Here is a 21,771-nt window from a genome sequence, read left to right as displayed (position 1 = left end):
CTATGGCCTTCGGTGAAGGCGTGGGGAACGGATAGCGTATCTTGGTCCAGTCGATCCTTTTCTTCCTGCTCGGTTTTCTGTGCGCCGGCTTCATCGCGCTTCTGCTGGCGCCGCCGATCTGGCGGCGCGCGGTCACGCTCACGCACCGGCGGCTGGAGGCGGCGCTGCCGCTCACCCAGGCCGAGCTTCGCGCCGACAAGGACAGGGTGCGCGCCGAATTCGCCATGCAGGCCCGGCGCCTGGAAATGACCATCGAGGCGCTGCGGGACAAGGAGGCCGGCCACAAGGTCGAGATCGGCCGGATGCAGGAACAGGCCCGGATCGTGGATGCCGACAAGGCCGAACTGTCGCGCACCATTTCCGACATGGAGGCCCGCAACGCAGCGCTTGCGGCGCAGCTCGAGGAAGCCGGGGCCAAGGCCGCCAAGCAGGAGGCCGATCTGGCGCAAGTCAGGCAGGAACTCGTCCGGCGCGACGAGGAGCACGCCAAGGTGTCGCGTATGTATGAGGAGGCTTCCTTCCTGGCCAGCAGCCGCCAGATCGAACTGGTGGCGCGCGAATCCGAGCTGGAGCGGCAGTCGACCGATATCGGGCAGTTGCGCACCCAGATCAGGCAGCTGGAGCAGGCCAATCGCGACAGCAAGGCCGAATCCGACAATGCGCGCGAGGCGCTCAAGGTCGAACAGAAGCGGGCCACCGACCTTGACGACCGGGTTCAGCGCCTGCTCGGCACCGTGGCCGATCGTGACGAAAAGCTGGAACGGCGCGAGCGCGAGCTTGCCCGGACGCGGGAAAAGGCCAAGGGAGCCTCGCAGGGCAAGCGGGCGGCAGGCAAGGCTTCCGCAAAGCGCCAGGCCGTGGTGGATGGCGAGGAGGTGACACTGGCGCGCCTCAAGGCCGACCGCGACCGGCTGGAGCGGCGGCTGATACAGAACAAGGGCACCGAGGCCGGAAGCGCCATCGAGCTGCGCGAACAGATGGCGGCGCTTGCGGCGGAAGTGGTGCATATGACCGCGCTGCGCGAAGGGACCGGCTCACCCATCGCCAAGCTGCTCGCCGTCAAGGAAGGCGAGGCCATCGAGGAAAGCGCGGCGGCCAAGGACGGCGGGCAGGCCGGCGTGATCAGCCTTGCCCAGCGGGTCCGCTCGCTACAGGATACCCAGGCGGGCAGTTGAACCGCAACGAATCTGAAAGTCTCGACGCCTCTTAACCCTCGCCAGCCTGTTGCGCTTTCCTTGCAAAGGCGTGCAAGGCGATGGCCGAGGCTGCGGCGACATTGAGGCTGTCGAAGCCGGGCGCCATGGCGATGCGGGCGGTCTGCAGGCGTTCCAGCAGCGCTTGTGGCAAGCCTTCGCCCTCGGTCCCCAGATAGAGTGCCAGCGGGCCGTCGCACCTGGCGTCGCGAATGTCCGTCTTGCCGCGCGGCGAAAGCGCGAACTGGGTGAAGCCTCTCGTATCCAGCATGTCGGCAAGCCCGGCCGCATCGTCGAACAGGGCAAACGGCACCTTGAGCGCAGCACCCACCGAAACCCGGATAGCCTTGCGGTAGAGCGGATCGCAGCTCGTGCGGTCGAGCAGAACCGCATCGGCGCCGAAGGCGGCGGCATTGCGGAAGATGGAGCCGACATTATCGTGGTTGGAGATGCCGACCAGAACGGCCACCAGCGCCGCGCGGGGCAGGGTGGCGACGAGTTCGGCGGCCCCCGGCAGTTCGCCCCGCCGGCCGATGGCCAGAATGCCCCGGTGCATGTGGAAGCCGGCGATACGGTCCATCACCTCGGCGGAAACGACATAGACGGGAACGGACTGCGGCAGGCGCTCCACGATGGGGCGAACGCCGGCCAGGCGGTTTTCCAGCACCAGCACCGATTCCACCTCGAAGCGCCGCGTGGCCGTCAGCACATCCAGGACCACCTTTCCTTCCGCGACGAACCGGCCCTGCCTACCGACGAGATCGCGCTCGCGGATGTCGAGGAAGGCCGAGACGCGCTCGTCCTGCGGATCATCGATGCGGATCGTTTGCATGGCGCCTCCGTTTCATTCCACCGTGGCATAGAGCATCGGGCCGGGAAGGGGAATCCGGTTCAGGCGGATGTTCAAACGGCAGGGACCGGCCGCCGGCACGTGGCAAGGCGGGGCGGGGAGGATCAGGTGCCGGTGCGCAGGCCGGAGCTGTCCTTTTCCTCGATGAACAGGTCTTCGAGCAGGTACAGCAGGCGTTTGACCGCCTGCGAGCGGCAGGAATAATAGATCGTCTGGCGATCGCGCCGGGTCTCGACCAACCCGCTGTTGCGCAACCGTGCCAGATGCTGGGAAAGCGCGGATTGGCTGAGGCCGACCAGATCGGCAAGCGTGTTGACCGAAAGCTCCTTGTGCATGATCAGCGTGAGGATCTCGATCCGCTTTCCATTTGCCATCAGCGCCAGGAAAGCGGCGGCCTGTTCCGTCACAATTCCCTTTGTCGCTCGCATGCGCCCTCCCCAGATCGCCTTCCGTTCCCGTGAACGCCAACGATCTCTCGCCTCGTTCGAACATCGGATTTCCCCGCAGATCGGATTCCGCTTTCGGTCCGATGCTCTTGCGTGACCTTGCCTCATGGGGGCGATGGGGCAAAGGTATCGCTTGCAACAGCCATGCCGCCGCGGCGGCACGTTGCTGATCCCACTGGAAAACTAGGGCATTTGCGTCAAATCTCAAGATCGCTCGGGCGAGGTCTGGCCGGCTTCTGCGGCGCGGCCGGCTTTCGCCATCTCCACCAGGACCAGGCGCAGGTCCTGCGCCGAGGCCAGCGGCTGGGGAAAGAACACCCGCAGGCACTGGTCGCCCGAAGCGAGGTCCATGCCCTCGGCATCGAAACCCGTCACCACCCAGTCATCGCCCTTGGCCTTGCCGAAATGGCGCGCATAGATGGCGATGGCGTCGCGGTGGTCCTCGTTCATGTGGTCGATCGCCGATTGCTCGCGGGCGGCGAACTCCTCGTTTTGCGCATTTTCGGTGACGAGTTCGGCGCGGTCGAGCAGATAGGCCTTGCCGAAGCCGCCGTTCATGCTGGCCCGCTCCGCTTCGAGGCGGAAGAAGGCGAAGTCGCCGAGGCCGACATAAAGCTTCGCCTTGGGATTGCGGTTGAGGTAGCGGCGCGCGATGCGCTCATGCTCGGGCGTGTCCCGCGCGATGCGCCGCGCCCGGCAAACGAGGCTAATGCGCGGATGGGCCATGGCGTCGCCCTTGCCGGGTTCGCCCACCAGGAGGGCGCAGCGCGCATCGGCCTCCAGCGCCTGCGTGTGGGCCGAAAGGCCCGAGATGAGCGTCACCGGCGTGCCGTCGATGTCGGTGGCGATGCCGATGCGGCTGATCATCGGCACGCCGGTGCCTTTCTCGTTGAAGGCAAGCGCGCCGAAACGGGCGCTGCGCATCAGCGTTTTCGCCAGCCGGATCGCGTCGGCATCGGTTTCGCGGATGATGTCTTTCTTCTTCTCTTCCAAAGCCAGTCTCCTGCAACAGGGCGCTGCGTCAGGAAATGCCTTCAGGGTTTTTCCTCTTGAAGAAGCGCAGTCTCGAATGCGGGCGCGAAGTTTTGCGCGCCCGGCCTATTTGGGGGCCATGCGGATGGCGCCGTCAAGGCGGATCGTTTCGCCGTTCAGCATCTGGTTTTCCACGATGTGGAGGGCGAGGGCCGCATATTCGGAAGGCTCGCCGAGGCGCGGCGGGAACGGCACGGCTGCACCCAGCGAATCCTGCACCTCCTGCGGCATGGCCGCCATCATCGGCGTCTTGAAGATGCCGGGCGCGATGGTGCACACGCGAATGCCAGAGCGGGCGAGATCGCGGGCGACCGGCAGCGTCATGCCGACCACGCCGCCCTTGGAGGCGGAGTAGGCGGCCTGTCCGATCTGGCCGTCATAGGCGGCGACGGAAGCGGTGTTGACGATCACGCCGCGCTCGCCGCCGGACAGGGGCTCGAGCTTCGCCGCGGCATCGGCGAACAGGCGGATCATGTTGAAGGTGCCGATCAGGTTGATCTCGATCACCCGGCGGTACTGGTCGAGCGGATGCGGACCTTCCTTGCCGATGGTCTTCACGCCGATGGCGATGCCGGCGCAGTTGACCAGTATGCGGGCCGTGCCCAGCTTCTGCTCCACCTCGGTCATGGCCGCCACGCCGCTCTCGGCGCTGCTGACGTCGCATTTGACCGCGATGCCGCCGATGTCGGCCGCGACCGCCTGCGCCCGCTCCATGCCGACATCGAGGATGGCGATGCGCGCGCCCCGGGCCGCCAATGCGCGGGCGGTGGCCTCGCCAAGGCCGGAGCCTGCGCCGGTTACGATTGCGATCTGGCCTTCGGCGTTCATGGACGGGCTCCTCTTTGCAGGACTGCGCCTGCTTTACGAGGTCGGCCGCGCGTCCGCAACCGTGGCGGCATTCGACTAAAGCATGTCGCCCGAAAGCGGGGTCCGGTTTCGGGACACTGCCATGCGTGGCCCCGGCCTATCTGGCGAGCGCCGCGTGGGTGACCTCGCCGGTCAGGCCGGCCACCGCACCCGGCACGATCTCGTGGACCAGCAGCCGGTCGGGGTCGACCGGCCGGGGCATGGAGAGTTGGCCGTAAGGAATCCTGGCAAATCCCAGCGGGCCGTAATAGGGCTCGTCGCCGACCAGGATCACCGAGGACCAGCCGGCCTTTGCCGCCGCCTCCAGGGCGATCGCCACCAGGCGCCGGCCGATGCCGAGGTTCTTGTGGGTGGGGCGCACCGCCAGCGGCCCCAGCATGAGCGAGCGGCCCTTGCCGGCGGCAATCGGCGTCATGCGCACCGAGGCGATGACCGCATCGTTCCTGACCGCGACGAAGGACAGGGCGCGTTCATGCGGTCCGCCTTCGCGGATCTTGTAGGCGGCGCGCGCGAAACGGCCGGGGCCGAAGGCCTCTTCGTTCAGGATGTCGATCTCGGGGTCATGCGCCGGGGTTTCCGGCAGGTATGCGACGTCGGCAAGGCTCATGTCTTTGCAGTCCGGTATGCGGGGAAAGGGGCCGCCCAAGGCGGCGTTCGCCAGTGCGCTCAGGCGCGGGCGTCCTTTCGTCGTCGGTCGAACCGGATGGCTGCAAAGAAATCCAACATGGTGGCTCCGGCTAGCATCAAAAGCCGGCCGCTGCAATCGGCCTTTTGCGCGGATACGGCGGTTGACGCACTGTTTCCGGCTTTGACGGTGCCGGCGGCGCCGTTCCGTCCTATATCGGAGGCAACGAAAGGATATGTCATGGGATTGCTGGTCGAAGGAAAATGGCAGGATCGCTGGTACGATACGACCCAGAGCGGGGGGCGGTTCGTCCGCTCCCAGTCGCAGTGGCGTGACTGGATCACGCTCGACGGCGTGCCGGCCCCAGGCCGCGAGCGCGGCTTCAAGGCCGAGCCGGGACGCTATCACCTCTATGTTTCGCTGGCCTGCCCGTGGGCGCATCGCACGCTGATCTTCCGCGCCTTGAAGAAGCTCGAGGACGTCATCTCGGTCTCGGTCGTGCATCATTTCATGGGTGAGAACGGCTGGACGTTCAAGGCCGAGGACGGCGCGACCGGCGACGCGCTCTACGGCCTCGATTTCCTGCATCAGATATACACCCGCGCCGACCCAGCCTATTCGGGGCGGGTAACAGTGCCGGTGCTGTGGGACAAGCAGCAGCAGACCATCGTCAACAACGAATCTTCCGAGATCATCCGCATGCTCAATTCGGCATTCGACGAATGGGGCGACGCGAGCGTCGATTTCTATCCCGAACCGTTGCGGGCAGAGATCGACGCGCTCAACGAGGAGATCTATCCGGCGGTGAACAACGGCGTCTACCGGGCCGGCTTCGCCACCACGCAGGAGGCCTATGAAGAGGCCTATGGCGAGGTGTTCGCCATGCTGGACCGGCTGGAAGACCGGCTCTCAAGCGAGCGCTACCTGACCGGCCAGCGCATCACCGAGGCCGACTGGCGCCTGTTCACCACGCTGGTGCGCTTCGATCCGGTCTATGTCGGCCATTTCAAGTGCAACCGGCAGCGCATAGCCGATTATCCGAACCTGTCAAATTATGTGCGCGACCTCTACCAGGTGCCGGGCGTGGCGGGCACGGTGAACCTGCACCACATCAAGGCGCACTATTACGGCAGCCACAAGACGATCAATCCGACCGGCGTCGTCCCGCTCGGCCCCAAGGTCGATTACGCGGCGCCGCACGATCGCGCCCGTTTCGGCTAGATGGATTACCAGTAGGGCGAGGGCGGCGCGCCGTCGAACACCTCGGCGAGGCGGCGGCGCGTAGCCGGCGTCGTTGCCTGCGGCAGCGCGTCGAGCGCGAAGAAGCCGACTTCGGCGATTTCCCTGTCCGGCTGCTTGGGAGCGGGCTGGCTGAACCGTTCGATCAGGTAGAGGCCGACATGGTCGCGCGGGCTGGACTGGCGGTTGAAATGCATCGACTTCAGCAGCGGGACGCCGGTCAGGACGATATTGCCTTCCTCGGCCAGTTCGCGTTCCAGCGCCTTTTCCATGGTTTCGCCGACCTCCACGCCGCCGCCCGGCAACTGCCAGCCCGGCAGATAGGTGTGGCGCACCAGAAGCACGGTGCCCGCCTGCCTGTCATGGACGAGGCCGCGCACGCCCAGCGTCATCGGCCGGCGCAGCCTGAAATAGAGATGGAACAGCCGCACCCGCAGGCTGGGGCGGTCGTTTTCAAACGTCATGATGTCCGGATCGGAACCGTGCATTGAGCTTTCCGTTTCCCGCAGGCCCGTTTTTTCGCGGTCAGTGAGTGGAAAGAGGCGCAGGCCTCGCATAAGAAGGCGACCATGTTCAGGCTTGCGCATCTGTCCGACGCCCATCTGGGCCCGCTTCCCGATGTAACCTATCGCCAGCTCGCCTCCAAGCGGGCGGTGGGCTACATCAACTGGCAGCGCAACCGCCGCCGCCATTTGCACGATGCCGTCATCGACACCATCGTCGACGACATGAGGGCCAGCGGGCCTGATCATGTCGCGGTCACCGGCGATCTGGTCAATCTGGCGCTCGATGCCGAGATCGAGCTGGCGCGCCAGTGGCTGGAAACGCTGGGCAAGGCCGAGGATGTTTCGGTGGTGCCGGGCAATCACGATGCCTATGTGCCGGGCGCGTTCGACAAGGTGTGCCGCCTGTGGGCGCCGTGGATGACGGGCGACGGGGCGACGCAGCCGGTGGATCGCGACGCCTTTCCCTATCTGCGGGTGCGCGGGCGCATTGCCCTGATCGGCGTCTCGACGGCCCGGGCGACGGCCCCGTTCATGGCCAACGGCTATCTGCGCGAGGGCCAGGGGCGACGGCTGGCCACGCTGCTGGAAGAGACGGGCGCCCGGGGGCTGTGCCGGGTGGTGATGATCCACCATCCGCCGGTGCGCCATGCCGTGCCGCAGCACAAGCGCCTGTTCGGCATCAGGCGCTTCGGCAGGATCATGGCCCGCCATGGCGCGGAACTGGTTCTGCACGGCCATTCGCATGACCCGTCGCTGTATTTCCTCGCCGGCGCCAACGGCCCGGTGCCGGTGGTGGGCGTCGCGGCAGCCGGACAGGCGCCGGGCGGCAAGAAACCGGCCGCGCAGTACAACCTGATCGATATCGAGCCGGACGGAGAGCGCTGGCACCTGAAGCTGACGCGGCTCGGGCTGGAAGGGCCTGCCCTGCCGCCGGCGGATATCGAGGTGCGGGAGCTTACGGCATCCGTGCTGGAAAAGGTGCTGTCGGTCAGAAGGTGAAGCCCATCGCCTTGATGCGGTCCCAGAACAGGACCAGCGACAGGACGAGGCCGGCCAGGGCGCCGGCCGCCACGAATGCAAGGCCGGAGAGCAGGCCGGCCCAGCGCCTGCTGCGCCGGGACGCCCGCGTCTGCCGCTCCGGCGCTTCGCCGGATTGGCCGATTGCGACATGGATTTCGCCGCCGGCGTCCAGCATGCGCTGGCGCTCGACGAGACGCTCGGCGATATAGCGCGTCACCTGGTCGGCGACCGGCTTGATCTCGGCGGATTCGGCCAACACGACGCGTCCCAGCCTTGTGTCGCGCACGAAGCGGTAGGTGCGGCGGTCGCGTCCCATGGCGATATGGGCGACGGCATCGATCCACAACCGCGGTTGCAGGCCGGCGGAAATGGCGAAGTCGAACATGTCGATTTCGTCGGGAACTTCGGCGAAGACCGGAGCCAGCTCCGTGGCCATCAGTTCGAGGCGCATACGATGCGCCTCGCGCATGTCGACCACCACGTCGTCACGGTCGGCAAGGCTGTTCTTGACCTCGCGGATCGCGGTGGCGAGCTTGTGCGGCACCTCTTCGGCTGGCGCGACGTTCTCGCTGGCATCGTTCATCGGCTTCCCGCCCACGCTTGGTTAAGGCAGCCTTAACATAGCAACGTCTCCCGAAATTGGGAGCCGGTTTCGGGGTGATGGAGGGCGGCGATTCGCCCCTTCAGCTCGCCTTGCCGAGGCCGGCGGCGCGCAGCGCCTCCACCAGCCTGTCCACCATGTCGGGCGGATATTCCCGTTGCTCGAAAACCCGGCGCGGATTGGCGACGAAGCGCGGATATCGCCTGGCCAGTTCCGCGATCAGCCGGTCGCGCGCGGCCGCGTCGTTGGCGTAGTCGGCGGCGATCAGCCGTGCGGCGAGATAGTGGGAGCGCGTCGAGGCGGGCTTGAGCGCTTCGGCCGCGCTGGCCGCCTTTTTCATGTTGCCGAGCATGAATTGCCCGAGAAACAGCCCGAAATCCCACCAGGAAGGGCGGGAGCTGGAGGCCTCGACGGCGCGCGCCATGATCGCCGTGCCCTGGACATAGTCGCCGGCGAAGACGAGGCCGTAGCCGTAGGCGGCCGCCATGGACAGGTCATAGGTGTTCAGCTCATAGGCCTTGCGCATCCAGCGGATGGCTTCCTCGGTGTTGCCGAGGCGTGAGTTGAGATAGCCGTAGGCGCGGTGCGCATAGGGGCTGGTGGCGCCCATCTGCACCGCGCGATGGGCCATGGACAGCGCCTTTTCGGGCGTCGCATCCTTCGGGTAGTCGTAGCGGCTGGTGACCGCCTGCAAATGCAGCACCGCCATCTCGGAATAGATGAGCGGCGATTTTCCGCCTTCCGCGATCAGTTGCTCGAAGCAGCTATAGGCGGCCTTGTGCACCGAGGGGATAGGGTCCTGATAGTAGTCGTCATTGAGCAGCAGGCAGCGCGCGAGGCCGGTCTGGATGCCGGCCTGCTCGATATAGGCGTAGATGGTGCCGGAGGCGGTGGTGGTGGCGCTGAGCATGCCGGCCACGCTGTCCTCGATGCGGGCCGGGCTCATGTCCTCGGGGTTGAAGGTTCTGGAAATGAGCACGCGATCGGTGCCGATGTTCTGAATTTCGACGGTGATGCTGTCGGCTTCCGCCCCCGGCGCCAGCTTGAAGACGAAGCTCATCGCCTGGGAGACGGGATTCGGGCTGCCCTCGAAATCGCGGCCGATGAAATCGATCGTGTCGAAGCCCGACAGCCCGCTGCGCAGAGTGGCGAGCATGGTGGCCTGCCCCGGCGTGTCCGCGGCGGTGCTGATGTAGATCACCGGCAAGGTGTCCGGCGCCAGCGTGCCGATGCTGCCGGTGCGGGTGGTCTCGGCGGGCGCTTCCGCATGCTGCCCGACCAGTATCGTCTGGCGCAGGAACAGCACGGCAAGCATGACCGAGACAAGCCCCATGGCCGCCCACATGAAGCGCATCTGGCGCGAGAGGGAGGACGGGATCGCCGGCGCATCCTGTGCAGGCGCGGGAAAGGGAGCGTCTTCAGCCGCCTCGGCCGGGGCGGGCTGCGGCCCGTTGGAGACATAGGCCGGGATATAGCTGCCGCGTGGAATGACGATGCGGACAGGCTCCGCTGCGCCCTCGGTCGCGAAATACTGTTGCAGGAGATCGCGCAGCCGCCCGGCCTGGACGCGCACGACCGCATCCGTGGAGGGGTCGAAATCCGCATCCTTGCCGAACACGTCGACAGCGATGGCAAAGCCCTTCAGGCGGTCGGCTTCGCCGGCCTGCTCACGTTCCACCAGATATTGAAGGAGGTCGCGGGCGCGCTCCGAGCGGCTGAATGTGCTGCTGGCAAGCACTCGCTCCAGCGTCTTGCGCACTGCGGGGGCAGCAGGCGTCGTGGATTGCAAATGACGAACCTCTCCATTCGGCCGGCGGGAGGTCGATCATATAGAGTTCTGGCTGCCTCGGACAAGCGTTGGCTAAGGGAGCGGCGGCGGTCCGGGCCGGTTACCTTCAGGGCAACCGGCCCAGGGTTAACGATTACTTACCGGCTATGATGCGGTTTGCGGCGGAAACCACCGCTTCGAGCGAGGCACCGACGATGTTGGTGTTGATGCCGACGCCGAACAGGCGCCCGCCCGGATGCTCCATCTCGACGTAGGAGATGGCCGAGGCGTTGGAGCCGCGTTGCAGCGAATGCTCGGAATAGTCGAGCACCGTCATCGGCACGCCGATATGGCGCGAGAGCGCATCGACGAAGCCGTCGATCGGGCCCGTGCCGATGCCCTCGATCTTGGTCTCCTTGCCGTTGTCCACGATGGTGGCCTCGAGGATGCGCCGGCCCTTCACCTCCGTGTCGGGGTAGGTGTGGTGGTCGACGAACTTGAAGCGGCCTTCGGGCTGCTCGACATAGAGCTTGCGGAACTCCTCATGGATGCGCTTCGAGGGCAGTTCCTTGCCTTCGTTGTCGGTGATCTCCTGGATCACGTTGCGGAATTCCACCTGGAGGTTGCGCGGCATGTTGATGCCGTAGTCGGTCTGCATGATGTAGGCGATGCCGCCCTTGCCCGACTGCGAGTTGATGCGGATGATGGCCTCGTAGGAGCGGCCGACATCCTGCGGATCGATGAGCAGATAGGGCACTTCCCAGACCGGCGAATTGGCCGTCTTGAGCGCCTTCATGCCCTTGTTGATGGCATCCTGGTGCGAGCCGGAAAAGGCGGTGTAGACCAGTTCGCCGACATAGGGGTGGCGCTCGGGAATCTTCAGCTGGTTCGAATATTCGTAGACGTCCTTCATCCGGTTGATGTCGGTGCAGTCCAGCTCGGGGTCGACGCCCTGCGTGTACATGTTGAGCGCCAGTGTCACGATGTCGACATTGCCGGTGCGCTCGCCATTGCCGAACAGGGTGCCCTCGACGCGGTCGGCGCCGGCCATCAGGCCGAGTTCTGTGGCCGCGATTCCGGTGCCGCGGTCGTTGTGGGGATGCAGCGAGACGATCAGGCTGTCGCGGCGGTCGAGATTGCGGCACATCCATTCGATCTGGTCGGCATAGATGTTGGGCGTGTTCATCTCCACCGTCGACGGCAGGTTGATGATCAGCCTGTTGTCCGGGGTCGGATCGACGATCTCGATCACGGCGTTGCAGATTTCCAGCGCCACTTCGAGTTCGGTGCCGGTGAAGCTCTCCGGCGAATACTGGAAGCGGTAGCCGCCGCCCGCCTTGGCGGCCATGTCCATGATCATCTTCGCCGCGTCGGTGGCGATCTGCTTGATGCCGGCGACATCCTTGGCGAACACGACGCGGCGCTGCAATTCGCTGGTCGAGTTGTAGAAATGGATGATCGGCGTCCTGGCGCCTTCCAGCGCCTCGAAGGTGCGGGCGATCAGCTCGGGCCGGCACTGCACCAGCACCTGCAGATCGACGTCATCGGGCACGTTGCCTTCCTCGATGGCCCAGCGGCAGAAGTCGAAATCCGTCTGCGAGGCGGAGGGAAAGCCGATCTCGATCTCCGGGAAGCCCATGTCCAGCAGCAACTGGAACATGCGCGCCTTGCGGTCGTGTCCCATCGGGTCGATCAGCGCCTGGTTGCCGTCGCGCAGGTCGACCGAGCACCATACCGGCGCCTTTTCTATGCGCCTGGACGGCCATGTGCGGTCGGCGAGGCTGGGGATTGCAAAGGGCTGATATTTGCGTGCCGCCTCGGGCATGCCTTTGCGGGCCGAGGTTGCGCGAATGTCTTGTCGTGCGTTCATCGTCGTCTTCTCCCGGCTCCCACTGCCTGCCTCGCGGCTGCCATCGGGTCAGGGGTGCCTTACCAAAAAAATTGAGTCGTCGAATGTAGGTTTGCCAAGGAGCATCTTGCCGGACGGCTGTATCGACCGCCGGGTGCTCCTTCAGCGAGCCCGGCGATCGCCGATAAGGCCGAGAAGAAGGAGGGTAGAGGCAAGCGCGCGCAACGTCTCGCCGGAAATGCCGGTCGGACGGTTGGAAGCGGATGCGGAGCGCCTGTTCATGTGCGCTCTCTTACAGGAGCCGCCTGCCCGAGGCAAGCCATTTACGCGGCCACGGTGCGGGCGAAGAAGCGCGCCAGCGGCGGCCCGACGAGGAGGACGAGCAGGAAACGCGCCGTTTGCAGGGCCATGACGAAGGACATGTCGACATTGTGGGTGGCCGCCGCGATGATGGCGATGGTCTCCATGGCCCCGGGGCTGGTGGCCAGATAAGCGGTCATCGGATCGATGCCCAATGTCCGGCTCATCAGCCAGCCGAGGGCGCCGCAGAAGATCAGCAAGGCGGCGATCGAGCCGATCATCTGGGGCAGGGCGCGCATGGCATGGTGCAGCACCGGCCGGGTGAAGCCGAGGCCGATATGCCAGCCGATCAGGGCATAGCTCATGCCGAGCAGCCATTGCGGCAGGTCGAAGTCCAGCCCGATGCCGAGATGCAGCAGCATGCCGAGGATCATCGACCCGAGGAAGAAGGGTGAAGGCAGGCGCAGCAGCCTGCCGAGCTGTGAGCCCAGTATGGCCACTCCGAGCGTCGCGGTGAGCCCGAGGGCGTCGGGCACCGGGAACCAGACGATGTCGGGCCGGCTCATCTGGGTGGTGTCCACCCACAGGCTCGCCACCAGCGAGGCCGAGACCGAGATGATGATGACGCGCAGATATTGCATGACGGCCACCAGCCGCTGGTCGGCGCCGAAGGCACCGGCCATGAGCACCATGGCGGCCGCGGCTCCGGGCGTGGAGCCCCACAGTGCCGTGGTGCCGGGCAGGATGCGCCAGCGGCTGATCAGCCAGCCCAGGAAGCTGGATGCGGCGAGCGTGGCCAGGACCGCGCCCATGATCGGCGGCCAGTGCACATAGAGCAGGGGGAAGATGTCGGCCGACACGGAACTGGCGATCAGGCAGCCGATGATGCCCTGCCCAACGCTGAAGGCGGGCAGGGGCACGCGGGCTGTCGCCCCGCTCACGCCCATGGCGATGCCGCCCAGCATCGGCCCGATCAGCAGTGCGGCGGGCACGCCGGCAAGCTCGAGCGTGCCGATCAGGGCAGCCGAAACGGCAAGCAGGATGAACCATTGCAGGGCCGGGGCCGCTCGGCTCATCCATGGACTGTCGGCTTCGGCTTGCGGCGGTTCGATGGTCTGGTTCACGGGCAAGGCTTCGCGCTGGGATTGTCAGGCGCAGCGACGGGCCGCGCCCAAACGTGGCGCCGCCGGACTCGGGGCGGCCAGCCGTTGATAAAGCCGATCAGCCGGGAAGCGAACCCCTCCAGGGCAGGATTCTTTTGGCTCAAGGCAGCCCGACGCCGCCCGCCGGCTCCGTCTCGATCTGGAACTCGAAGCCGGAAACCAGCGGCCTGGCCTTGGCGATGGTTTCCTGCACATGCGGCAGTTGCAGCGAGGCCTTGTGGCTCTCGGCGTCGGTCCACACCTCCGTCACCCACAGCGCCGAAGTGTCGGCGGGGTCGCGCGCGACGATGTAGCTGAGGCAACCGGGCATCGAGCCCGTGGCCTGAAGGATCAACTCAAGAAGCTGGTCGCGCTTGCCGGGCAGTGCGCGCAGTTTACCGATCAGCCCATACATGGAACCCTCCTCAGCCTGTCCGGTCTCGTTCCAAGCCCTGCGGCTTGCAGGATCGTGCAGCTTGACCGAATGCGCAAGCATAACCCTTACAAGGCGCTACGGGTTCCGGTTGAGATCGCGATTCAAGCGAAGGGGACCGCAACGCTGCCCTTGGGCAGTTTCGCCTCGTCGTCGGGCTCGACATGGATGGTGACGCGCACGGACGGGTCGTCCGCCTTCAGGGCGTCCTCTATGCGGTCGCAGATGACATGCGCCTCACCGACCGGCATGTCGGAATCCACGACCATGTGGAATTCGATGAAGGTCGCCCGCCCGGCGATGCGGGTCTTGAGATCGTGGACCTCGAGCGCGCCCCTGGAGTTGACGGAGATGATGTCGCGGATGCGCATCTGCTCTTCCATGTCGACGCTGCGGTCCATCAGGCCGTTCAGCGATTCGCCCATCACCTTCCAGCCCTGGTAGAGGATGTTGAGCGCCACGATCAGCGCCAGCAGCGGGTCCAGCACATGCCAGCCGGTGAACACGGCGGCGACCAGGCCGATGATGACGCCGGCCGAGGTCACGACGTCGGTCATGATATGCTGGCCGTCGGCGACCAGCGCCGGGGACCTGGCGGAACGGCCGGAGCGGATCAGGATTGTCGCCCAGGCCCCGTTGATGACGGCCGCCACGCCGTTGACGGCGAGGCCTTCCCAAGGCTGTTCCATAGGTTGCGGCGCGCGGATGGTGTCCCACACCTGCGCGATGATGAGCAGCGCGGCCACCACGATCAGCACGCCTTCGAGCACGGCCGAGAAATACTCGGCCTTGTGATGCCCGAACGGATGGTCGCTGTCCGCCGGCTTGTGGCTGACGTGGATGGCCCAAAGTGCCGCGCCGGAGGTGATGACGTTGACGATGGATTCCAGCGCGTCGGAATAGAGCGCGACCGAACCGGTCATGCGCCATGCGACAAACTTCAGCCCCATGACGCCGAGCGCGACGGCGATCGACCAGAAGGCGAGGGTTCGCACCCTGCGCTTTGAAGCGTCCCTGTCGTGATGCACTCTTTCCATCTCCATGTCGGGGAACCGGCGTGGAGGCCTCAGGCCGCCTTTTCCCTTGCCTTTCGGGGCAGGTGGACCACCACGTTCTCGATCATGCGCATGCCGGCGTCGCCGCCCAGGCTCATGATCGATTCGGGGTGGAATTGCACGGCCGCGACCGGTTCCTTCGCATGTTCGAAGGCCATGATGGTGCCGTCCTCGCTGGTGGCGGTGACCTCGAACTCCCGCGGCAGGCGGGCCGGATCGGCAAAGATCGAGTGATAGCGCCCCACGGTCACCTCTTTGGGCAGGCCGGAAAAGATGATGCCCGGCTTCGACACGCGGATGCGCGAGGGCTTGCCGTGCATGGGAACGGCAAGCTGGCGCAGTTCCCCGCCATAGGCCTCGGCCAGCGCCTGCAGGCCGAGGCAGACGCCGAAGATCGGCAGCTTGCGCTGGCGCGCCTTCCTGATGGTGGCGGCGCAGTCGAAGTCCTTCGGTGTGCCGGGGCCGGGCGAGAGCACGACCAGGTCCGGCTTCAGTTCGTCGAACACGGCGTCGGCCACCGGCGTGCGCACGGTCGACACCCTGGCGCCGGTCTGGCGGAAATAATTGGCCAGCGTGTGGACGAAGCTGTCTTCATGATCGACCAGCAGGATGTTCAGCCCTTCGCCGACGCGGGCGGCCGCCCGTTCGACGGCGGCGCTGTTGCCGGCCTTGGCTTCACGGATGGCGGAGAGCATGGCGGATGCCTTCAATTCGGTTTCGGCTTCCTCGTCCTCGGGGACGGAATCGAACAGCAGCGTGGCGCCGGCGCGCACTTCGGCAATGCCGTCCTTTATGCGGATGGTGCGCAGGGTCAAGCCGGTATTGAGGTCGCCGTTGAAATGCACCATGCCGATGGCCCCGCCATACCAGGCGCGGGGGCTCTTCTCGTTCTGCTCGAGAAAGCGCATGGCCCACAATTTCGGCGCGCCGGTGACGGTGACGGCCCAGGCGTGGCTGAGGAAGGCGTCGAAGGCGTCCATGCCCTCGCGCAACCGGCCCTCGATATGGTCGACCGTGTGGATGAGGCGCGAATACATCTCGATCTGGCGCCGGCCGATGACCCGCACCGAGCCCGGCTCGCACACCCGGCTCTTGTCGTTGCGGTCGACGTCGGAGCACATGGTCAGCTCGCTCTCGTCCTTCTTGGAGTTGAGCAGCTTCAGGATCTGTTCCGAATCGGAGATCGCATCCTCGCCGCGCTTGATGGTGCCGGAGATCGGGCAGGTCTCGACGCGGCGGCCGCTGACCCTGACGAACATTTCCGGCGAGGCGCCGATCAGATATTCGCCGTCGCCCAGATTGATGAAGAAGGAATAGGGCGAGGGATTGGTGGTCTTGAGACGGCGGGCGATGTCGGAAGGCACGGTCTCGCAGCGCTCGTAGAAGGTCTGGCCGGGCACCACCTCGAACAGGTCGCCACGCTTGAAGCTGGCCATGGCGTTGCGCACCAGCGCCGCATATTCGCCGGGCTGGTGGTCGCCCCGCGGCGGAATGCGGTCGGAGGGCGTGAAGGGCGCGTCGGGGGTTTCGCGGGGCAGGCCTTCGGTCGAGAAGCCGTTGCCGGCATAGTCGTAGCGGTCGGTCCAGGCCTTGGCCAGGTAGTGGTCGACGACCAGGATCTCGTCCGGCAGGAACAGCACCAGGTCGCGCTGGCTTTCGGCACGCTCCAGCCTGTATTCGACCGGGTCGAACTGGAAGGCGAGGTCGTAGCCGAACGCCCCGTAGAGGCCGAGATTGCTGTCGTCGTCGGTGCGGAACAGGGCGGTGAGGGCGCGCAGGACGCTGAACACGGAGGGCGCGCGGCTGCGCTCCTCCTCGGTGAAGATGCGGTCCGGCTTGTTCACCTCGAGCAGGATCAGCCGGTCGTCCGCCTGGGTGACGCGGATGTCCTCCAGTTCCGATACGGTGGCAAGCAGCGTCGGCAAAAGCGCCTTGCCGCGCGCATTGAGCGCCTCGACGCGCATGGAGCGGCCACGGGCGGAAATGACCAGCGGCGGATCGACGATGGCCGTGTCCCAGCGCGTGTAGCGGCCGGGATATTCGTAGTTGGAGGAGAACACCGCGCCGCGCCGCGAATTGAGACGGTCGATATAGGCCTCGATCGCCCCGGCATAGGGCTGGTCGTGGCGCTGGCGGGTGATCGCGACGCCCCCCGCCGTGATGAAGCGCTCCGCCCCGTTGTCGAGAATTTCCACCGTCATTGCCGTCTCCGTTCGTCTTCAGGCAACGGACCTGGGGCTGAAACGTAAAATGGCCGCCCGGAGATCCGCTGCGGCCACCCATCATTTTCACGCGCACGCGCTCAGAAGGCCGCTGTCAGCAGGCCCACCACCACGCAGAGTTCGAGGAACGCATGTTCATGGCACTTCCATAGCGGCCTTCGCATGGGCCGGCAAGCGGTTTCGATTTTGGTGAGAGGGAAAAGCGGCGGGAGGAAAAAAGCAAAGGCGGCACCGGGGCCGCCTTTGCTTGTCGATGCCCGCTCAGAACCTCTGCGTCAGCGAGATTTTGAAGGACCGGCCGGGCTCGGAGTAGAACTCGGACGGCTGGGTGCCGCCTGTCCGGACGCTCGAATAGTCATAGTAGGTCTTGTCGAAAACGTTGAAAATCCCGGCATTGATCTTCAGGCCATTGAGCTGCTCGGGTTCCCACCACGCGCTCAAGTCCACGATTCCATAGCCGGGGGTGGCAAAGTAGGTGGTCGAGGTGCCAGAGGTGATGGTGGTGCCCCGCGCCTTCGCAGCGCCAACGAAATCGACACCCACCCCCCAGGTTTCGGTGTCGTAAGCGAGACCTATGACACCCTTGAACGGAGCCACGGAAGGAAGGAATTCACCGGTATCGGTGTTGTCGCCTCTGGCATAGGCAAGGCCGGCCCTGACACTGAAGCCGTTGTCGAAGCGCTTGTGAACCGAGGCCTCGGCGCCATAGATGCGGGCGTTCGGTATGTTCATGGAGCCCGTAATGCCGAATGGATAATTGGCCGGATCGTATCCAAGCGCCAGGGCTTCATCGGCGGTCAGGCTCCGGGCTTCGATGAAGTTCTTGTATTTGTTGTAGAACAGATTGACGCGTCCGCCGAAATTCTGGTCGCCGAGTTTTGCGCCGATTTCAAAGCCGTTGCTGGTCTCGGTTTCCAGGTCGGGATTGCCGATGCGCACATAGGTGCCGGGTCCGCCGTAGCTGCTGTAGAGTTCGCCGGCTGTCGGCGCGCGGAATGCCATCGCCCATTGGCCGAAGAATTCGAGCTTGTCGTGCGGCCTGTAACCCAGCCTGAGCTTGGGGGACACGCCGGCGTCGCTGAACCCCGGGGGCAGTGCAGGGCCGGTGGCATTGTCCGCGAACTCCGGCGTCATCTTCGGCGAGTGCTCGAGCCAGTCGAACCGGATGCCCGGCATCACGTAGAAGGGGCTGTCGCCCATGCTGATTTCATCGTCGATAAAGAAGCCGAAGCGCTTGCTGTCCACCTTCGGCGTGTCCGCCTGGTTGGTGTGCAGGAAATTGCACTGGTGGAAGGGACCATAGAAGGGCGGACAGTTGTCCACGCCGGATGAATACTGCACGGATGTGCTGGAGGCGATGTCAATGCCGGCCGAAACCAGATGATTGAAGCCTCCCGTGTCGAAGCTCCTGCTCCCCGAACCTATAAACCCGAAGGTCTCCTCATCCATCTCGTTGTCGCGGGAAATGAAGCCGAGCGGATCGGTCGTGGTTCTTATGCCGGCATAGCCGTTGTTCCTGACCTGCTTCATCCAGTAGAGCGAGCCGACGGCACCATCCAAGACGCCTGCACTGCCGTCATAGGAGTAATCGAGCGAGATACGGTCGCGCGCGGAATCTTCGTGAGTATCGTAGTTGCCCGGCCGGTAGTTCCCGGTCAGGGACTGGTTCGTCCTGGCATCCGTATCGCGATCCTTGCGGAAACGTTCTGCGGTCAGGCCAAGTACGTGGCCGCCCTCAAGCGTCTGGCGAAGCTTGAAAAGGAGGTTGTGCTGGTCGTAGTCGGACGGGTTGGGCAGCGTCCTCAGCGGGCCATAAGCCTCGACGGTGCCATTGTTTTCGCGTTCGTTACCCTGCTTGTATCCCCCCTGGAACAGGACGGATGTGCCGCCAAACCGCTTGGCCACGGCTACCGAGCCGGCAATGCTGTCGTCGGAGCTGTCATAGGTGCTTTTCAGCACTCCGCCCCAATCGCGGCCGTTGCTGATGAGGTCTTCCGGCTCGAGCGTGGACAGGCCGAGGACGCCACCGAGGGCGCCTGCACCTGCGCGGCTCGAATCCGCGCCGCGCATGATGTCGACGGCGGACAGCGAGGAGAAATCGAAAGCGTCGACGCCGCCACTGGCGCCGCGCGTCACATCGTAGAGATAGGGAACCGGAATTCCATCGATGGTGGTCAACACGCGGCTGCCTTCGAGGCCGCGGATATTGATCGCGCCGGTGTTGCGGTTGAAATTGACACCGGGTTCAAGGCTGCGCCCCAGGTCTTCTATGCTGGTGACCTGCTTATCCTCTATGGCCGCTGCATTGACCGTCGTGGTCAGCGGGCTGTCGGTTGCAGCCCCGGCCTTCTGCTTCTTGCCCTTCACGGTGATGGTTTGCAGGACCGTCGGCTCCTGGGCGCTGCTCTCCTGGGCGGTGACAGGGGCGGCGGCATAGAGCATGGCCGTGCATGCCATCAAAGCCGAGGGTGAGCGCCAGACCTTCATGCCAGTTCCTTCTCCGTTTCAGGGCGCAAAAAAGGGTGCCGACAGGCAAGCCATGCCGACCGTTGGCGCACCGCGATTTTCGTCAGAATGGGGTAGGCCCGACCGTTCCCACCTTATTTCAGGCGTTTAGAAAACATGATTGCCTGAGTCAAGAATTAAAAGGTGAGTCTTTGAATCAACTATTTAGCAAAACCGAATGTGTGGGAAAATTAACACACCAGCCGGGCTGGACCGGCATGGCCGCATCGGCAAGAAAAGCAGTTCCGGCTTTCCCCTGCGGGTGCATGACAAAAGCCCCGGCGCCGGGAAAGGCGCCGGGGCTTTGCCGTGTTGGGCGCGCCGGCGACGCCGGCGGCCAGTCTGATGTGCCGCCTTCATCCGAAGCCGGTTGCCCTGACTCGCAAGATGCCGACGCGGGGAGAAAGCCTCAGCTGAGGCCTTCGATATCGCCGTTTTCGTTGAGGTAGATGTTTTCGGAGGAGGGTTTGGAGGGCAGGCCGGGCATGGTCATGATCTCGCCGCAGATGGCCACGACGAAGCCGGCGCCGGCCGACAGCCGCACCTCGCGCACCGGCACGGTGTGGCCGCTCGGCGCGCCGCGCAGGTTCGGGTCGGTCGAGAACGAATACTGCGTCTTGGCCATGCACACCGGCAGGTTGCCGTAGCCTTGCTTCTCCCACTGGTGGAGCTGGTCGCGCACGGACTTGTCGGCGATCGCCTCCGAGCCGCGATAGATGCGCTTGACGATGGTGTCGATCTTGTCGAACAGGCCAAGCTCGTCGCCATAGAGCGGGGCGAACTGCGAGCGCCCGGATTCGGCCAGCGCCACCACCTTGTGGGCCAGCTCCTCGATGCCGGCCGAGCCCCGGGCCCAGTGCTGGCACAGCACCGCTTCCTCGCCCATGGTGGCGACATAGTCCTTCACCGCCTGGATCTCGGCCTCGGTGTCGGTGTGGAAGTGGTTGATCGCCACGATGGCCGGCACCCCGAACTGCTTGACGTTCTCGATGTGGCGGCCAAGGTTGGCGCAGCCCTTCCTCACCGCCTCGATGTTCTCGGCGCCGAGGTCCTCCTTCTTGACCCCGCCGTTCATCTTCAGCGCCCGCACCGTGGCCACGATGACCGCCGCGGCCGGCTTCAGCCCCGCCTTGCGGCACTTGATGTCGAAGAACTTCTCCGCGCCGAGGTCGGCGCCGAAGCCGGCCTCCGTCACCACATAGTCGGCGAGCTTCAGCGCCGTCGAGGTCGCCATCACCGAGTTGCAGCCATGGGCGATGTTGGCGAAGGGGCCGCCATGCACGAAGGCGGGGTTGTTCTCCAGCGTCTGCACCAGGTTGGGCTGGATGGCGTCCTTGAGCAGCACCGCCATCGGCCGGTGCGCCTTGAGGTCGCGGGCGAAGACCGGGCTCTTGTCGCGGCGGTAGGCGATGATGATGTCGCCCAGCCGCTTCTCCAGGTCCTGCAGGTCGCGCGCCAGGCACAGGATGGCCATGACCTCGGAGGCCACGGTGATGTCGAAGCCGGCCTCGCGCGGATAGCCGTTGGCGACGCCGCCCAGCGACACCACGATCTGGCGCAGCGCCCGGTCGTTCATGTCCATGACCCGCCGCCACGCCACCCGGCGGGTGTCGATGCCCAGCTCGTTGCCCCAGTAGATGTGGTTGTCGATCAGCGCCGACAGAAGGTTGTGGGCCGAGGTGATGGCGTGGAAGTCGCCGGTGAAGTGCAGGTTCATGTCGTCCATCGGCACCACCTGCGCATAGCCGCCGCCGGCCGCCCCGCCCTTCATGCCGAAGTTCGGGCCCAGCGAGGCCTCGCGGATGCAGATGATCGCCTTCTTGCCGATGCGGTTGAGCCCGTCGCCCAGCCCCACCGTCGTCGTCGTCTTGCCCTCGCCGGCCGGCGTCGGGTTGATGGCGGTGACCAGGACCAGCTTGCCGTCCGCCTTGCCCTGCACCGACTTGATGAACTCGGCCGAAACCTTCGCCTTGTCGTGGCCGTAGGGCAACAAATGCTCCGACGGAATCCCGATCTTGCCCCCAACCTCCTGGATCGGCTGCTTGCGTGCCGCGCGGGCAATCTGAATGTCGCTCTTGATCTCGGCCATTGTGCGTTCCTGTTTTCGACTGGTCACCG

The 21,771-nt window shown here is 65.3% G+C and carries 18 protein-coding genes; 3 read left to right on the top strand and 15 right to left on the bottom strand.

Annotation, left to right across the window (positions count from 1 at the left end; genetic code table 11):
• The first annotated feature begins 41 nt into the window (after positions 1-41).
• On the top strand, positions 42-1,175 hold the full coding sequence (locus ACVCNR_RS04935) for a coiled-coil domain-containing protein (protein ID WP_447073995.1): 1,134 nt from the start codon (positions 42-44) through the stop codon (positions 1,173-1,175).
• A 31-nt stretch (positions 1,176-1,206) separates the two neighbouring features.
• On the opposite strand, the gene ACVCNR_RS04930 is transcribed toward ACVCNR_RS04935, so the two are convergent.
• The 5 genes from ACVCNR_RS04930 to ACVCNR_RS04910 form a co-directional block, all read right to left on the bottom strand.
• Positions 1,207-2,025: a TrmH family RNA methyltransferase gene (locus ACVCNR_RS04930; protein ID WP_447073994.1), complete on the bottom strand. Its 819-nt coding sequence runs from the start codon at positions 2,023-2,025 to the stop codon at positions 1,207-1,209.
• A gap of 122 nt (positions 2,026-2,147) precedes the next feature.
• Positions 2,148-2,471: an ArsR/SmtB family transcription factor gene (locus ACVCNR_RS04925; RefSeq protein ID WP_354194226.1), complete on the bottom strand. Its 324-nt coding sequence runs from the start codon at positions 2,469-2,471 to the stop codon at positions 2,148-2,150.
• A 222-nt stretch (positions 2,472-2,693) separates the two neighbouring features.
• A complete protein-coding gene (locus tag ACVCNR_RS04920) occupies positions 2,694-3,482 on the bottom strand; it encodes a HugZ family pyridoxamine 5'-phosphate oxidase (RefSeq protein WP_447073993.1) in 789 nt (262 codons plus the stop codon).
• A 105-nt stretch (positions 3,483-3,587) separates the two neighbouring features.
• Positions 3,588-4,349 carry a 3-hydroxyacyl-CoA dehydrogenase gene (locus tag ACVCNR_RS04915; RefSeq protein ID WP_354194230.1) on the bottom strand — a complete coding sequence of 254 codons (762 nt, stop codon included), beginning with the start codon at positions 4,347-4,349 and terminating at the stop codon, positions 3,588-3,590.
• 136 nt (positions 4,350-4,485) lie between these two features.
• On the bottom strand, positions 4,486-4,995 hold the full coding sequence (locus tag ACVCNR_RS04910) for a GNAT family N-acetyltransferase (protein WP_354194232.1): 510 nt from the start codon (positions 4,993-4,995) through the stop codon (positions 4,486-4,488).
• Between the two features lie 258 nt (positions 4,996-5,253).
• Here ACVCNR_RS04910 and ACVCNR_RS04905 point away from each other — a divergent pair, with 258 nt between their 5' ends.
• A complete protein-coding gene (locus ACVCNR_RS04905; RefSeq protein WP_447073992.1) occupies positions 5,254-6,234 on the top strand; it encodes a glutathione S-transferase family protein in 981 nt (326 codons plus the stop codon).
• A 5-nt stretch (positions 6,235-6,239) separates the two neighbouring features.
• On the opposite strand, the gene ACVCNR_RS04900 is transcribed toward ACVCNR_RS04905, so the two are convergent.
• Positions 6,240-6,740: an NUDIX domain-containing protein gene (locus ACVCNR_RS04900; protein WP_447073991.1), complete on the bottom strand. Its 501-nt coding sequence runs from the start codon at positions 6,738-6,740 to the stop codon at positions 6,240-6,242.
• Positions 6,741-6,821: 81 nt separating this feature from the next.
• Between ACVCNR_RS04900 and ACVCNR_RS04895 the strand changes: the two genes are divergently transcribed.
• Positions 6,822-7,757, top strand: a complete 936-nt coding sequence (locus ACVCNR_RS04895) for a metallophosphoesterase family protein (protein WP_447073990.1) — start codon at positions 6,822-6,824, stop codon at positions 7,755-7,757.
• Here ACVCNR_RS04895 and ACVCNR_RS04890 read toward each other — a convergent pair.
• The 9 genes from ACVCNR_RS04890 to ACVCNR_RS04850 all read right to left on the bottom strand — a co-directional run bounded on the left by ACVCNR_RS04890 (position 7,747) and on the right by ACVCNR_RS04850 (position 21,742).
• Positions 7,747-8,361 (bottom strand): hypothetical protein, encoded by a 615-nt coding sequence (locus ACVCNR_RS04890; protein WP_447073989.1) that lies wholly within the window; start codon positions 8,359-8,361, stop codon positions 7,747-7,749. The genes ACVCNR_RS04895 and ACVCNR_RS04890 overlap by 11 nt on opposite strands.
• A 100-nt stretch (positions 8,362-8,461) precedes the next feature.
• Positions 8,462-10,168: a tetratricopeptide repeat protein gene (locus tag ACVCNR_RS04885; protein ID WP_447073988.1), complete on the bottom strand. Its 1,707-nt coding sequence runs from the start codon at positions 10,166-10,168 to the stop codon at positions 8,462-8,464.
• A gap of 133 nt (positions 10,169-10,301) precedes the next feature.
• A complete protein-coding gene (gene leuA / locus ACVCNR_RS04880) occupies positions 10,302-12,017 on the bottom strand; it encodes a 2-isopropylmalate synthase (protein ID WP_447073987.1) in 1,716 nt (571 codons plus the stop codon).
• Positions 12,018-12,319: 302 nt separating this feature from the next.
• A complete protein-coding gene (locus tag ACVCNR_RS04875; RefSeq protein ID WP_447075641.1) occupies positions 12,320-13,372 on the bottom strand; it encodes an AbrB family protein in 1,053 nt (350 codons plus the stop codon).
• Positions 13,373-13,559: 187 nt separating this feature from the next.
• Complete coding sequence (locus ACVCNR_RS04870; RefSeq protein ID WP_354194246.1) at positions 13,560-13,853, bottom strand: putative quinol monooxygenase; 294 nt, start codon at positions 13,851-13,853, stop codon at positions 13,560-13,562.
• 122 nt (positions 13,854-13,975) lie between these two features.
• Complete coding sequence (locus ACVCNR_RS04865) at positions 13,976-14,899, bottom strand: cation diffusion facilitator family transporter (protein WP_447073986.1); 924 nt, start codon at positions 14,897-14,899, stop codon at positions 13,976-13,978.
• Positions 14,900-14,937: 38 nt separating this feature from the next.
• Positions 14,938-17,127, bottom strand: coding sequence for an anthranilate synthase (locus tag ACVCNR_RS04860; RefSeq protein ID WP_354194250.1), 2,190 nt, complete (start codon positions 17,125-17,127; stop codon positions 14,938-14,940).
• Positions 17,128-17,409: 282 nt separating this feature from the next.
• Entirely contained in the window at positions 17,410-19,590 is a 2,181-nt protein-coding gene (locus ACVCNR_RS04855; RefSeq protein WP_447073985.1) for a TonB-dependent hemoglobin/transferrin/lactoferrin family receptor, read from the bottom strand.
• Positions 19,591-20,062: 472 nt separating this feature from the next.
• Positions 20,063-21,742, bottom strand: coding sequence for a formate--tetrahydrofolate ligase (locus ACVCNR_RS04850; RefSeq protein ID WP_447073984.1), 1,680 nt, complete (start codon positions 21,740-21,742; stop codon positions 20,063-20,065).
• Between the last annotated feature and the right edge of the window lie 29 nt (positions 21,743-21,771).

Source organism: Aquamicrobium terrae, from assembly GCF_052978165.1.
This window is presented reverse-complemented; position numbering and strand designations above follow the sequence as displayed.

Coding starts and splice junctions, on each gene's coding strand:
- ACVCNR_RS04905 (WP_447073992.1), top strand. CDS start 5,254: ATGGGATTGCTGGTCGAAGGAAAATGGCAGGATCGCTGGTACGATACG.
- ACVCNR_RS04855 (WP_447073985.1), bottom strand. CDS start 19,590: ATGCTCTATGCCGCCGCCCCTGTCACCGCCCAGGAGAGCAGCGCCCAG.
- ACVCNR_RS04925 (WP_354194226.1), bottom strand. CDS start 2,471: ATGCGAGCGACAAAGGGAATTGTGACGGAACAGGCCGCCGCTTTCCTG.
- ACVCNR_RS04930 (WP_447073994.1), bottom strand. CDS start 2,025: ATGCAAACGATCCGCATCGATGATCCGCAGGACGAGCGCGTCTCGGCC.
- ACVCNR_RS04850 (WP_447073984.1), bottom strand. CDS start 21,742: ATGGCCGAGATCAAGAGCGACATTCAGATTGCCCGCGCGGCACGCAAG.
- leuA (WP_447073987.1), bottom strand. CDS start 12,017: ATGAACGCACGACAAGACATTCGCGCAACCTCGGCCCGCAAAGGCATG.
- ACVCNR_RS04875 (WP_447075641.1), bottom strand. CDS start 13,372: ATGAGCCGAGCGGCCCCGGCCCTGCAATGGTTCATCCTGCTTGCCGTT.
- ACVCNR_RS04915 (WP_354194230.1), bottom strand. CDS start 4,349: ATGAACGCCGAAGGCCAGATCGCAATCGTAACCGGCGCAGGCTCCGGC.
- ACVCNR_RS04860 (WP_354194250.1), bottom strand. CDS start 17,127: ATGACGGTGGAAATTCTCGACAACGGGGCGGAGCGCTTCATCACGGCG.
- ACVCNR_RS04895 (WP_447073990.1), top strand. CDS start 6,822: ATGTTCAGGCTTGCGCATCTGTCCGACGCCCATCTGGGCCCGCTTCCC.
- ACVCNR_RS04900 (WP_447073991.1), bottom strand. CDS start 6,740: ATGCACGGTTCCGATCCGGACATCATGACGTTTGAAAACGACCGCCCC.
- ACVCNR_RS04870 (WP_354194246.1), bottom strand. CDS start 13,853: ATGTATGGGCTGATCGGTAAACTGCGCGCACTGCCCGGCAAGCGCGAC.
- ACVCNR_RS04890 (WP_447073989.1), bottom strand. CDS start 8,361: ATGAACGATGCCAGCGAGAACGTCGCGCCAGCCGAAGAGGTGCCGCAC.
- ACVCNR_RS04910 (WP_354194232.1), bottom strand. CDS start 4,995: ATGAGCCTTGCCGACGTCGCATACCTGCCGGAAACCCCGGCGCATGAC.